The organism is Kribbella endophytica, assembly GCF_054781295.1.
Window position 1 is genome coordinate 424983 of sequence record NZ_BAAGUR010000004.1, and the last position, 11307, is coordinate 436289.

Genomic DNA, 11307 nt, shown 5'->3' on the forward strand with positions numbered 1-11307 from the left:
CGCGAGCACAATTCTTGTACTCGCTGTGACCATCGGTGTGATCGTCTTCGGCCACGACGACGCCCCGAAAGCAGCACCCGGTACGACGACGACAACCACCGGTTCGCCCCCGTCCTCAGCACCCGCTGAGGACGACGAGGCCCTGGTCAACCGGATGCTCGACCAGCTCCGCGCGGGCCAACCGGTCGAGTCCCAGTTCGCGGCCGGGGACAACCCGGCGGCCGGCGTACCGATCGAAGCGATCAAGGCCAGGCCCGGTGAGCAGCTGCGGCTCGGCCGCCTGCAGATCCCCAAGCTGAACGTCGACCAGGTGCTGAACAACGGCGTCGACGAGCCTGCCCTGGTGAAGGGTGTCGGGCACTGGCCCGGTACGCCGCTACCCGGTGCCGCAGGCAACAGTGTGATCAGCGGCCACCGCAGTACGAACGGCAAACCCTTCCTGTACCTGGACCGGCTGCGCCCGGGTGACCCGATCAAGGTCACCGTCGGGGCGAAGAGCACGACGTACAAGGTCGTCAAGACCACCATCGTGCCGCAGGAGACGTACGTGGCCTTCATCCTGCGCAAGCCGGCCACCGCGAGCGACAAGGTGCTCACCCTGTTCGCCTGCAACCCGATCACCGCCCACTACCAGCGCATCGTCGTACAGGCCCGCGCCGCCTGAGGAGGCGATAGTCCCCCGCAGTCCGAAGGCACGACCCGTGGACGGGAGACGTCCGCGGTCGATCACAGCTCGAGGAGAAACCATGGGTATCAAGCAACTCTTCGGGGGCCGTCCGGTCCTCGAGTTCGCTGACGAGCACAACCGCCGCAGCTTCCTGCGCAACGCGGCCCTGATCGGCGTCGGCGTCACGTACGTCGCCACCCGCCCGGGTGACCCGGTGGCGTTCGGCAAGGCCGACCGTGGGTTCGGTGCCGAGGTCGACAAGTCCGATCTCGACATCCTGAACTACGCGCTGACACTGGAGTACCTGGAGTCCGCGTTCTACACCGCCGGGCTGAAGGCCAATCTGCTGAAGGGCCGAGAGCAGGACCTGATCGACCCGATCCAGCAGCACGAGGCCGACCACGTCGCGACCGTGCGGACGACGATCACCGATCTCGGCGGCAGGCCGGTCGCGCAGCCGAAGGTCAAGTTCCCCGACGGCACGTTCGCCAGCCGGGCGTCGTTCCTGAAGACCGCCGGCATCTTCGAGGAGCTCGGCGTGAAGGCGTACCACGGTCAGGTCACGCTGGTGAAGAACCCGGACCTGCTCGCGGCGGCCGCCTCCATCGCCGGTGTCGAGTCGCGGCACGCCGCGATCATCGCCCAGATCAGCGGCGGGAACCCGTTCCCGGCACCGATCGAGGCCAACCTGGCGATGGGCCCGGTCCTCAAGGCCGCCATGCCGTTCATCGCAAAGTGAGAGGAGCAGCAGATGACTGACACCACCGCAGACCTGATCCACGGCAACGCCTCCGCGGTCCCGGCCGGGGTCGCGATCGGGGCCCTCAACAACGGCTTCAACCTGGCCAGTGCCAAGGACTTCAAGAACGACCTCGAGGTGCTGAACTACGCGCTCGCGCTGGAGTACCTGGAGGCCGAGTTCTACCGTCAGGGCAACGAGGCGAACCTTGTCTCCGGCAAGGAGAAGCAGTACCTGATGCAGATCGGCGCCGACGAGGCCTCGCACGTCGCGACGCTCACCGCGACCATCCAGAAGCTCGGCGGTACGCCGATCGGTGCTCCCGCCGTCGACTTCGGCGGTGCCTTCAAGTCGCGCAAGAGCTACCTCACCACCGCGCACATCTTCGAGAACAAGGGCGTCGGCGCGTACCTCGGTGCGGCCGGGTTCGTGAAGGACAAGATGATCCTCCAGGCCGCCGCCGGCATCTTCGGCGTCGAAGCCCGCCACGCCGCGGTCGTCGGCAACCTGCTCGGCCTGAAGGCCGAGGGCGGCGTCTACAACGGCTCCTTCGAGAAGGGCGCCTCGAAGTCCAACGTCCTGACCGCGGTCGCCCCGTTCCTGGTCGACCCCGCCAAGGTCGTTGCCGCCATCACCTACTGACCTGGGGGCGGTTCCGGCGCCGGGTGAGGTGGCGCCGGGACCGGCTTTCTCACGGCCTGAGGGCCTGGACGGCGAGGTCGGTCAGCGCGTCGGCGTACGGCTCGTCGAAGGGGTGGGTGCGGAGGATCCAGCGGTGGTAGATCGGGCCGAAGATCAGCTCGACCGCCACGTCGAGGTCGATGCCTTCGGCAACTTGCCCGGACTGCTGGGCTGATTCGAGGCGGCGCTTGGTGGCCGCCAGTTGAGGGCCGAGCATCCGGCGGTGGACCTGGTCGCTGAGAGCCGGGTCCTGTTGCATGTCGATCATCAGGGCGCGCAACGTCGCCGACGTGCTCTCGTCGGCGAACTCGGCGACCGTCGCTCGCAGGACGAGGCGAAGGTCCGCGGTCAGGTCGCCGGTGTCGGGCCATTCGACGTCGGCCTGCTCGACGGCCAGGGCGTCGAGGACGACCGCGCCCTTGGAGGGCCACCAGCGGTAGATCGTCTGCTTGCCGACGCCGGCCCGGGTGGCGATGCCCTCGATCGACGTCTTCGCGTACCCGAGCTCGGCGACGGACTCGGCGGCCGCGGTCAGGATCGCGGTCCGGGCCCGGTCGCTGCGGCGCCGCTCGTCTGGACTTTTCATAGACGAGACGATACGGTCCGTCTCGTTGGAATTCAAGCGAGAGGAACCACCGATGAGGCTGTGGATGATCACCGGAGCCGGCCGGGGTCTCGGTCGCGCGTTCACCGAGGCCGCGCTGGAGCACGGCGACCGGGTCGTCGCGACGATCCGCCAGGACGGCGTCCTCGACGACCTGGTCAAGCAGTACGGCGACCGCCTGGTCCCCCGCCACCTCGACGTGACGTCGCACGCCGAGGTGCAGACCGCCGTCGCCGACGTGGTGGCGACGATCGGTACGCCGGACGTCGTGGTGAACAACGCCGGCTACGGCCTGGTCGGCGCCGTCGAGGAACTGACCGAGGACGAGCTCCGCGCCCAGTTCGACGTCAACCTGTACGGCGCGGTCTGGGTCACCCAGGCGGTCCTGCCACACTTGCGCGCCCGCGGCTCCGGCACGATCGTGCAGGTCTCGACCGTCGGCGCGGTCGGCCACCTGCCGCTGTTCGGCGCCTACAACGCGTCGAAGTGGGCGCTCGAAGGACTCAGCTCCGCCCTCGCCGCGGAGGTCGCGCCGTTCGGCATCGGCGTACATCTCCTGCAGCTGGGCGGGTTCGCCACCGACTGGTTCGGTTCGAGCATGAGCTTCACCACCGCGAACCCGGCGTACGACGGAACGCGCGAAGGCATTCTCGGCATGCCGGGCTACCCGACGGCGGCGATGCTCAGCGAGGCGGAGCCGTCGGCCGAGGAGTCCCCCGCGGTCGCGGCCCAGGCTCTGCTCGAGCTGCTCGACGATCCGGAACCGCCACTGCGGAAAATCGTCGGGACCGGCGCTCACGACATGGTGAAGATGGCGCTGGAGTGGCGCCGCGACGACTACGCACGCGACCCAGCATTCACCTGGCCCAGCTGACCGCCGTACCGGCCGCCACACCACGATCGCGCGATACCCCGTGTGGCGGCCGGTGCCGTCCTAGACTGCCGTCGCGTGGATCATCAGTTCCTGCTTGTGGCCGGCGCCGGGCTCGCGATCATGATCGCGGCGTCCGTGTTCGCGCGGCGCACAGGTGTCGCGGCACCGCTCCTGCTGGTCGGACTCGGGATCGCCGCCAGCTACCTGCCCAGCACCCCGACCATCCACGTCGAGCCGGAGCTCATCCTGGCGGGCGTCCTCCCACCGTTGCTCTACGCATCGGCCGTCCAGCTGCCGGTTCTCGACGTACGCCGGAACTTCGCGCTGATCGCCTGGCAGTCCGTTGTCATGGTCATCGTTTCCGCGCTCGCCATCGGCGCCGTCGTGCACGCGGTCTTCCCGGGCATCTCCTTCGCCCTGGCCGCAGCACTCGGCGCCGTAGTAGCCCCGACCGACGCCGTCGCCGCAACCGCGATCGGGCACCGCGTCGGCCTGCCACCACGATTGATGACGGTCCTCGAAGGCGAGAGCCTCGTCAATGACGCCTCCGCCCTCGTCGTTCTCCGTACGGCGGTCGCAGCCATCGCGGCGACCTCGGGCTTCAACTTCGGCGAGACGGCCCTCGAGTTCGGCTGGGCGGTCATCGGCGCCGTGCTGATCGGTGGGGTCGTCGGCTGGGCGACCGCGCTGCTGCGCCAGCGCCTCGACGATCCGGTGCTCAACACCACGATCTCCTTCGCGGTCCCGTTCCTCGCCTACTTCCCGGCCGAGGAGGCGTCCGCGTCCGGCGTACTGGCGGTCGTCATGGCCGGCCTGCTGACCGGTGCCGTCGGCAGCAAACGCTTCAGCGCCCGCGATCGGCAGACCCAGGCAACGACCTGGACGACGATCAGCTTCCTCCTCGAGAGCGCCGTCTTCCTTGCCATGGGCTACCAACTCCCGGAGCTCGTCGACGCCGCTCGGACCGAGACCACCACCGGCGAGATCACCGGACTCGTACTCCTGGTCGTGGCCCTCCTGGTCGCCCTCAGGTTCGTCGGACTGGCCGGGCCCGCACTGCGCGAGCGATTCGGACGGCCCAGCCGCAACGAGCAGACGCGCGCCAAGCTCGGCCAGTTCGAGGAGCACCTGGACGCGATGACGCCCGCGGACCAGCGGGAGGAGAACCGGATCGCCTGGGCGCGCCGCCGGCTCGCCCGCGGCCAGGCCGACGTCGAGTTCGAGGAGCGCGAACCGATCACCGGCCGCGGGTACGCCGTCATCGGCTGGGCCGGCATGCGCGGCGTCGTCACGGTCGCCGCGGTCCAGACCATCCCGGCCGGTACGCCGCACGTCGACACCGTCGTGCTCGCCGCCTTCCTGGTCGCGCTGATCACGCTGGTGCTGTTCGGGCTGACCCTGCCGATGGTGATCGCGCAGATGAACTTCCGCTCCGAGAGCGCGGAGGACAAGCGCGACTCCGTCCAAGCGCTGCTCCGCCGGGTCGGCGAGTCCGCGATCGACACCCTCGGCCCGCTGGAGGAACAGACCGTCGACGGCGAACCGCTCGACCCGGACCTGGTCAGCACGATGAAGGAACGCATCGTGCCGCGACTCGTCGCCGGGACCCGCGAACTGCGCGAGGCCAAGCCGGATACTCACGAGCAGATGATGATCGTGCAGCGCCGCTACCTGGACGCGATGCGCGACGCCCTGGGCAGTGAGCGCAGCATCGGCGCCTACAGTTCCGAGGCCTACCGCCAGGTCGAGTCCCTGCTCGACTCGTTGGAGCAACGCTTCAAGGCAAGCTGAACCCGCTGGCGTTCTGTCGAGGCGGTCGCTATCGTTCCCGACCGTGGTGAGCGTGCTGACCGGGTTGCAACCGGCGAACTGGTCGATCGAGGAAGTCGTCCGGTACGAGAACGCGCTGGAAGGCGCCGCGCAGGTGATCGGCTTCTGCGCCGCGGCCGATGCGCGGGCGCGCGGCAGTTGGCACCGGCTGCAAGCGACCTGGGCCGTCCGCCGACGCGAGCTCACGCCGTACGCCGTGGAAGAGATCGCCGCGATCCACTCCGAGGGCGAGGACCTGCTGGCCGAGCCGCTGCCTCCCGAGCAGGCGGAGCAGGCGTTCGACAGCGACCACATCTTCCAGGAGCGAATCGTCCCGAACGAGCTCGCCGGTACGCCGCAACGCCACCCGGTCGTCGTGATCGTCGCCGGCCAGCCCGGCGATGCGACGGTCACCGCACTCGTCCGTGAACTCCTCGGCCAGCGCCGGCCGGTGGTGATCAGCACGGATCGCTACGAGCCCTACCATCCCGACTTCTGGCACCCGATCAGCGACGAGGAGCCCGAGCCGCCGCCCGACTGCCGCCAGTGGACCGACGACGCCATCGAGTACGCCCGCGCCCAGCGTTTCGATGTCGTCCTGGAGTGGTCCGAAGGGCTGTCGGCCCACGACTTCAAGACCGCCGGGTACCGCGTCGAGGTGGCGATCGTCGCCGCTCCCCAAGGGGCCCTGCTCCTCGGCGTACTCGATCGGCACGTCCGGGCTCTGGAGACCTACGGCTGCGGCCGCCTCGCCGATCCGGTCGCCGGCGACCCGATCGACCTCGAGCAGTACGCCGACCTGTTGGGCGTCGTACGCCCGAACGGCGAACTCCTGTACGGCAACCAACGCGCCGCCGACGGCCGCTGGCAACGCCAACCCGCCGCGGCCGAGGCGATCACCGCCGAGCACAACCGCCGATGGTCGATCCCGGAGTCCCGCCGCTTCCTCGACGCGGTGACAGCGTACGAGCGCCGCGCCCTGTCGGCGCCCGTTGCCTGGGTACGCCAGGAAGCCAACGAGGGCGCCAGGGCAGCCATCACCCTGGCGGAACCAGTCCTTCACCCCGACGCGGTCACCTACCACAAGGCAATCGCCGATGTCGGGTGAGCCAATCAGCTAATACCGTGCTCGGCCGCTTGGACCAGGAGAGCCTCCACCAGGGCGGGCTGCAGCCCTGGGGCGAGGAAGGCCAGCGGCGGTGCGTCACGTCGTACGATCTCGACCCGCTGAAAGGCCATGAAGACCGTCTGCGCGCTGAGCCGTTTCAGCCCGGTCGTCTCGCTCCACGCCACGGTGTGCATCACCCCGCCGAACAGGTCGGTGACGACCAGCCCATCGGCGTGGAGGTAGCACCGGCGGAGCCCGAATCTGGCGGACACCCGCTGCCATACCGCCCGTAGCCCGAGCAGGCCGACGGCCACGGCGATCGTCACCACGATCTTGAGCACCGTCGACGAGGGCCTGATCGCGATCAGGCAGACGACGAGGGCGGCGCACCCTCCCACGACGAAGCGCCTGAACACCTGCAGAACCGCACCCGCCACTCCCGCGATCGGGTAGCTCCCAAGCCGTTGGCCGAGCCGGTCGATGTCCTGCCGCACGATTCGCCTCCCTCGAGCAAGCCCGCGCTCGCTGCGTGATCGACGGTACGGCGAGACGCGGCATGCGGCCAGCGACTGAATTGCATGGAACCCATGTCGTGGCGGAATGTCTTGGGGCAGGATGGTGAGCTCCAGACGAGGAGGCGGGAGGACCGTGTTCGAGATCGACACACTGCGACTGCTGATGACCGTGGCCGAGACTGGATCGTTCACCCGAGCGGCGGTCCGGCTGAACTACACGCAGTCCGCGGTGTCCCGGCGAATCGCTGCGCTGGAACGGCAGGCGGGCGGGCCGCTGTTCGAACGGCTCCCCCGCGGCGTACGACTCAATCCCGCCGGCCGGACCTTGCACCGGCACGCCACGGAAGTACTCGACCGGCTGGCGCGCGCGGAACGGGAACTGGCTGTGCTCCAGGCGGGACAGGGCGGTCTGCTGCACTTGGGCGCGTTCGCCACGGCCAACATCTCGCTCGTACCCACCGCCCTGCGGGCCCTTCAGGACGACCGGCCGGAGGTCGAGATCGTCGCGGTCGAGGGCACGACCGAGCAGCTGATGGAGCGCCTCGCGGACGGCGCGCTCGACCTCGCCGTCGTCAGCGACTACCCGTCCGGTCTGCCGTCGGCCGACGGCGTCACGACGACGGTGTTGTGCGAGGACGAACTGCTCGTGGCTCTCCCCCGTGAGCATCGCCTGGCCGGAGCCGGGACGGTCGACCTTGGTGAACTGCGCGACGAAGCCTGGCTGCACAGCGCGTACGGCGACCGTCCCACCCTGCTCGCCGACGCCTGCGCACGGGCGGGTTTCACTCCTCGCAAGATCATCCGGATCGCCGAGTGGGCCGGGAAGTTCGGCTACGTAGCCGCTGGACTGGGAGTGGCGCTGGTTCCTTCGCTGGCTGCCCGGGCGGTGCCCGACGAACTCGTCGTACGCCGCCTCACCGATCCCGCTCTGCGCCGGACCGTTCACGTAGCACTGCCCGCTGCCCCGCTACCGGCGGCACTGAAACTGCGGGACCTGTTGCAGGACGCAGCCGGCTAGACGCCGTGCTCGTTGCCTTCCCGGAGCCGGCGGCCGGCCAGGTCCTTGATCACCTTGCCGCGGGGATCGACCACCTTGTCACCCTTGATCCCTCCGCCGCTCCCCGGCGCCTTCTTGGCCTTCCGGCCGGACTGCGATCCACCCTGGGCGGGATCCTGCGGTGCGCGCTTACTACCCCACATGGCCTTGTCCCCTCAGCTGTAGCGACGCCGGATGCTATTGCCGCGGAACCGAAGCGGACAAGGCCTCGTGCGACGAGTTCTCCAACAGTTCGTCGTCGAGCGGATTGCCGACGATCCGCGTGCTCAGGCCCGACTCGATCGCTCGGGCGGCCGAGCTGCTGGACTTGCGATCGGCCTGGGCCTGGAAGCAGGCGAGGAACTCTTCCGCGAGGCCGAGCCGCGGGTGTTCGCGCAGGACCTCGGCGCGGAACTCGGGGCTGAGCTCGTCGACGTTCCGGCCGACGATGTCCAGCGCCGCGGCACGCGAGATCAGGTGCCCTTCGGGGTCGTCGTTCACGTCGACGTCGGGCCACATGTGCCGCACGATGACCTCGGCGAGGCGGTCCTGACGATCACGCGACCAGCCGGCTCCGGCGGCGAAGACGCGGGCGACATGACCGGCGGCCTCCTCGAAGGAAACCGTGTGGCTGTCGAACTCGGGCATCAGGCCGATGTCGTGGAACATGGCCGCCACGAACAGCAGCTCGTCGTCGTACTGGATGCCCTCCTGGCCGGCCAAGGCCGCGGCCCAAACGTAGACGCGTCGCGAGTGGCTCAGCAGCGTCGGCGAGTGGTACGCCGTGGCCACTTCGAGCGCCGCTGTCGAAGCGGAGGTCGCCGGGATCACCAGGTCGTTGAAAATGATCATACTTTGACGGTACGCCGCCGAAGGCCCGCGGCGTTGGTCCATTCTCGTGGCACTGCCGTGGGCCACTCGAGCCGGCCAAGCGGCCCACCAACACCATCCCGAAATGGCCCAGCGACGGCGTACGGCGAGTGCCTACAGTCGAGAACATGCATGCCATCACTGTCCAGGACCGCGAGGCCGGCGTCGACGGGCTGTCCCTCACCGAGCTTCCCTACCCCCACGCCGCCGAGAACGACGTCATCGTGCAGGTCCACGCCGCCGGCTTCACCCGCGGCGAACTCGAGTGGCCGGGCACGTGGACCGACCGCGCCGGCAACGACCGCACTCCCAGCGTCCCCGGCCACGAGGTGTCGGGCGTCGTCGTCGACCTCGGCTACGGCACCACCGGCCTGACCGTCGGCCAGCGGGTCTTCGGGCTGACCGACTGGCTCCGCAACGGCACGCTCGCCGAGTACGTCGCGGTGGAGGCCCGCAACCTGGCGCCCCTCCCCGCGAGCGTCGACCACGTCACCGCGGCCGCCTTCCCGGTCTCCGGCCTGACCGCGTGGCAGGCGTTGTTCGACCACGCCAACCTGCAGCCGGGCCAGACCGTCCTCATCCACGGGATCGCCGGCGCGGTCGGCTCCGTCGCCGCCCAACTGGCCCACGAAATCGGCGCGCACATCATCGGCACCGGCCGTGCCGCTGACCAGGCCCGCGCCACCGAGCTCGGCGCCCACAGCTTCGTCGACCTGGCCGGCTCGGACCTCGAGAAGGCCGGCCCGGTCGACGTCGTGTTCGACGTCATCGGCGGCGAGATCCTCGACCGCTCCGCCGCTTTGCTCCGGCCCGGCGGCACCTTGGTCACCATCGCCGAACCTCCGACCGCTCAGCCCGCGAACGCCCGAGCCGTCTTCTTCGTCGTCGAACCCAACCGCGACCAGTTGACCAAGCTCGCCACCCGCCTCCGCGACGCCCGGCTCACCCCGCTCGTCACGACCACGGTGCCGTTGACCGAAGCCGTCACCGCATTCCAGCCCGCGCGCGGCCGGACCATCATCAAGGTCACCGCGTAGTCGCTAGGCAACCACGGCGAAGTAGGCCACCGCGCTCAGAGCCAACGTCAGGAAGAACAGCGGGAACGCGATGTTGTGGAAGACCGACGCCCGAACGTGTGCTCCGACCGCGAGCAGGTAGAACAGGACCAACCCCACCGCTGCGGCGAGCCCGAGGGGTCTGATGCCCGCGAGCCCGGCCACCAGGCCGACTGCGCCGGCTCCCTTCAGGACGGCGAGAGGGGGTACGGCCTCGGGCCGCAACCCGACCTCGGCCGAGTTCGCGAGCACGAACTTGGCTCGGGCCAGGTCCGCGGCAACGATGAAGGCGTTGGCGACGACGCACGCGACCGTCACGGTCAGCAGAACCGTCGAGCCACCGTCGCTCACGCGGTGCACTCACGGAACTGGACGATCTGTACGCTCATGAGGGACTCCTCCGTGCTGGGTCTGTCGTTGTCAGGTTGGTCGCCCGTCATGACGCTCGGCACGACCGAAAGGTGACCGCCCCCGTGGAACTGATCGACGAGTTCGAGGCCGCACGCCCTCGGCTGCTCTCCCTGGCCCACCGGATCCTTGGTTCGATCGAGGACGCCGAGGACGCCGTGCAGTCCGCTTGGCTGCGGGCGCATGCCACGGACCGGGCTCAGATCGACAACCCGGCCGGATGGTTCACGACCGTGACCGCACGCCTGTGCCTCGACCAGCTGCGGTCACGCGAACGACGTGGGGAGTTGCCCCTCCTCGTGGACGCGATCCCTGGTCATGTGCTCGCCGCCGATGAGGAGTTCCTACGGCGCGAAGACGTCTCTCGCGCACTCCTCGTACTGCTTAACCAACTCACGCCGACTCAGCGGGTGGCCTACGTCCTGCACGACCTCTTCCGCGTCCCGTTCGGCGAGGTCGCCGTCGTACTGGACACCACCCCGGCGAATGCGAAGAAGTCGGCCAGCCGTGCACGGCGACGCCTCGAAGGGGTGGATCCGGCATCCGCCGAAGAGGTCGCGCAGACCTCGGGCCACTGGCCCCTCGTCGACGCGTTCCTCGCCGCCGCTCGCGGCGGCCGCATCGACACGCTGATCACGCTGATGGCCCCCGACGTCGTCCGGCTCGCCGACCGAACTCTGCTACCCGAGGGCGGAGCCGTCGAAGTCGTCGGGAGTCGCAACGTCGCCGAAGAGACCCGGTACTTCATCGACCGCATTCACGCCAGCATCCCGATGCTCGTCAACGGCACTCCCGCCGCGGTCATCGCCCCGGGCGGGCACCCCCTGGCGGTCATCACCTTCGACTTCGAGGGCGCGACCATCACCCGGATCACGATCGCTCCCCTCAACCCGACCGACCAGGTGGAGTCGAGGCCCACCACCAACCTCTGACCGCAATGG

The 11307-nt window shown here is 69.3% G+C and carries 14 protein-coding genes; 9 read left to right on the forward strand and 5 right to left on the reverse strand.

Going from position 1 to position 11307, the window contains the following annotated elements; translation table 11 throughout:
* Positions 1–25 precede the first annotated feature (25 nt).
* The 3 genes from ACYVIO_RS33810 (at position 26) to ACYVIO_RS33820 (ending at position 2048) form a co-directional block, all read left to right on the forward strand.
* On the forward strand, positions 26–664 hold the full coding sequence (locus ACYVIO_RS33810; RefSeq protein WP_460655013.1) for a class E sortase: 639 nt from the start codon (positions 26–28) through the stop codon (positions 662–664).
* Between the two features lie 82 nt (positions 665–746).
* Positions 747–1406, forward strand: coding sequence for a ferritin-like domain-containing protein (locus tag ACYVIO_RS33815; RefSeq protein ID WP_460655014.1), 660 nt, complete (start codon positions 747–749; stop codon positions 1404–1406).
* Between the two features lie 12 nt (positions 1407–1418).
* Positions 1419–2048, forward strand: coding sequence for a ferritin-like domain-containing protein (locus ACYVIO_RS33820; protein WP_460655015.1), 630 nt, complete (start codon positions 1419–1421; stop codon positions 2046–2048).
* A gap of 49 nt (positions 2049–2097) precedes the next feature.
* On the opposite strand, the gene ACYVIO_RS33825 is transcribed toward ACYVIO_RS33820, so the two are convergent.
* Positions 2098–2673, reverse strand: coding sequence for a TetR/AcrR family transcriptional regulator (locus tag ACYVIO_RS33825; protein ID WP_460655016.1), 576 nt, complete (start codon positions 2671–2673; stop codon positions 2098–2100).
* A 52-nt stretch (positions 2674–2725) separates the two neighbouring features.
* Here ACYVIO_RS33825 and ACYVIO_RS33830 point away from each other — a divergent pair, with 52 nt between their 5' ends.
* The 3 genes from ACYVIO_RS33830 to ACYVIO_RS33840 all read left to right on the forward strand — a co-directional run bounded on the left by ACYVIO_RS33830 (position 2726) and on the right by ACYVIO_RS33840 (position 6482).
* On the forward strand, positions 2726–3565 hold the full coding sequence (locus ACYVIO_RS33830) for an SDR family NAD(P)-dependent oxidoreductase (RefSeq protein WP_460655017.1): 840 nt from the start codon (positions 2726–2728) through the stop codon (positions 3563–3565).
* Between the two features lie 75 nt (positions 3566–3640).
* Positions 3641–5356, forward strand: coding sequence for a cation:proton antiporter (locus ACYVIO_RS33835; RefSeq protein WP_460655018.1), 1716 nt, complete (start codon positions 3641–3643; stop codon positions 5354–5356).
* A gap of 43 nt (positions 5357–5399) precedes the next feature.
* Positions 5400–6482: a zeta toxin family protein gene (locus ACYVIO_RS33840; RefSeq protein ID WP_460655019.1), complete on the forward strand. Its 1083-nt coding sequence runs from the start codon at positions 5400–5402 to the stop codon at positions 6480–6482.
* 5 nt (positions 6483–6487) lie between these two features.
* On the opposite strand, the gene ACYVIO_RS33845 is transcribed toward ACYVIO_RS33840, so the two are convergent.
* The gene (locus ACYVIO_RS33845; RefSeq protein ID WP_460655020.1) at positions 6488–6976 is read right to left on the reverse strand and encodes a hypothetical protein; all 489 of its coding nucleotides are present in this window, start codon (positions 6974–6976) and stop codon (positions 6488–6490) included.
* Between the two features lie 154 nt (positions 6977–7130).
* Between ACYVIO_RS33845 and ACYVIO_RS33850 the strand changes: the two genes are divergently transcribed.
* On the forward strand, positions 7131–8015 hold the full coding sequence (locus ACYVIO_RS33850; protein WP_460655021.1) for a LysR family transcriptional regulator: 885 nt from the start codon (positions 7131–7133) through the stop codon (positions 8013–8015).
* Here the strand turns inward: ACYVIO_RS33850 and ACYVIO_RS33855 are convergent.
* Together ACYVIO_RS33855 and ACYVIO_RS33860 are read right to left on the reverse strand one after the other, a co-directional pair.
* Positions 8012–8197, reverse strand: a complete 186-nt coding sequence (locus ACYVIO_RS33855) for a hypothetical protein (RefSeq protein WP_460655022.1) — start codon at positions 8195–8197, stop codon at positions 8012–8014. The genes ACYVIO_RS33850 and ACYVIO_RS33855 overlap by 4 nt on opposite strands.
* Before the next feature lie 34 nt (positions 8198–8231).
* Positions 8232–8885, reverse strand: a complete 654-nt coding sequence (locus ACYVIO_RS33860) for an HD domain-containing protein (RefSeq protein WP_460655023.1) — start codon at positions 8883–8885, stop codon at positions 8232–8234.
* Positions 8886–9031: 146 nt separating this feature from the next.
* Here ACYVIO_RS33860 and ACYVIO_RS33865 point away from each other — a divergent pair, with 146 nt between their 5' ends.
* Positions 9032–9940 (forward strand): NADP-dependent oxidoreductase, encoded by a 909-nt coding sequence (locus tag ACYVIO_RS33865; RefSeq protein WP_460655024.1) that lies wholly within the window; start codon positions 9032–9034, stop codon positions 9938–9940.
* 3 nt (positions 9941–9943) lie between these two features.
* Here ACYVIO_RS33865 and ACYVIO_RS33870 read toward each other — a convergent pair whose 3' ends face one another.
* Positions 9944–10309 carry a DoxX family protein gene (locus ACYVIO_RS33870; protein ID WP_460655025.1) on the reverse strand — a complete coding sequence of 122 codons (366 nt, stop codon included), beginning with the start codon at positions 10307–10309 and terminating at the stop codon, positions 9944–9946.
* 122 nt (positions 10310–10431) lie between these two features.
* Between ACYVIO_RS33870 and ACYVIO_RS33875 the strand changes: the two genes are divergently transcribed.
* Positions 10432–11298 carry a sigma-70 family RNA polymerase sigma factor gene (locus tag ACYVIO_RS33875; RefSeq protein ID WP_460655026.1) on the forward strand — a complete coding sequence of 289 codons (867 nt, stop codon included), beginning with the start codon at positions 10432–10434 and terminating at the stop codon, positions 11296–11298.
* Positions 11299–11307 lie beyond the last annotated feature (9 nt).

Bases quoted from the DNA above. Each gene is read 5' to 3' on its own strand.
- ACYVIO_RS33825 (WP_460655016.1), bottom strand. From the start codon at position 2,673: ATGAAAAGTCCAGACGAGCGGCGCCGCAGCGACCGGGCCCGGACCGCG.
- ACYVIO_RS33855 (WP_460655022.1), bottom strand. From the start codon at position 8,197: ATGTGGGGTAGTAAGCGCGCACCGCAGGATCCCGCCCAGGGTGGATCG.
- ACYVIO_RS33865 (WP_460655024.1), top strand. From the start codon at position 9,032: ATGCATGCCATCACTGTCCAGGACCGCGAGGCCGGCGTCGACGGGCTG.
- ACYVIO_RS33815 (WP_460655014.1), top strand. From the start codon at position 747: ATGGGTATCAAGCAACTCTTCGGGGGCCGTCCGGTCCTCGAGTTCGCT.
- ACYVIO_RS33860 (WP_460655023.1), bottom strand. From the start codon at position 8,885: ATGATCATTTTCAACGACCTGGTGATCCCGGCGACCTCCGCTTCGACA.
- ACYVIO_RS33820 (WP_460655015.1), top strand. From the start codon at position 1,419: ATGACTGACACCACCGCAGACCTGATCCACGGCAACGCCTCCGCGGTC.
- ACYVIO_RS33830 (WP_460655017.1), top strand. From the start codon at position 2,726: ATGAGGCTGTGGATGATCACCGGAGCCGGCCGGGGTCTCGGTCGCGCG.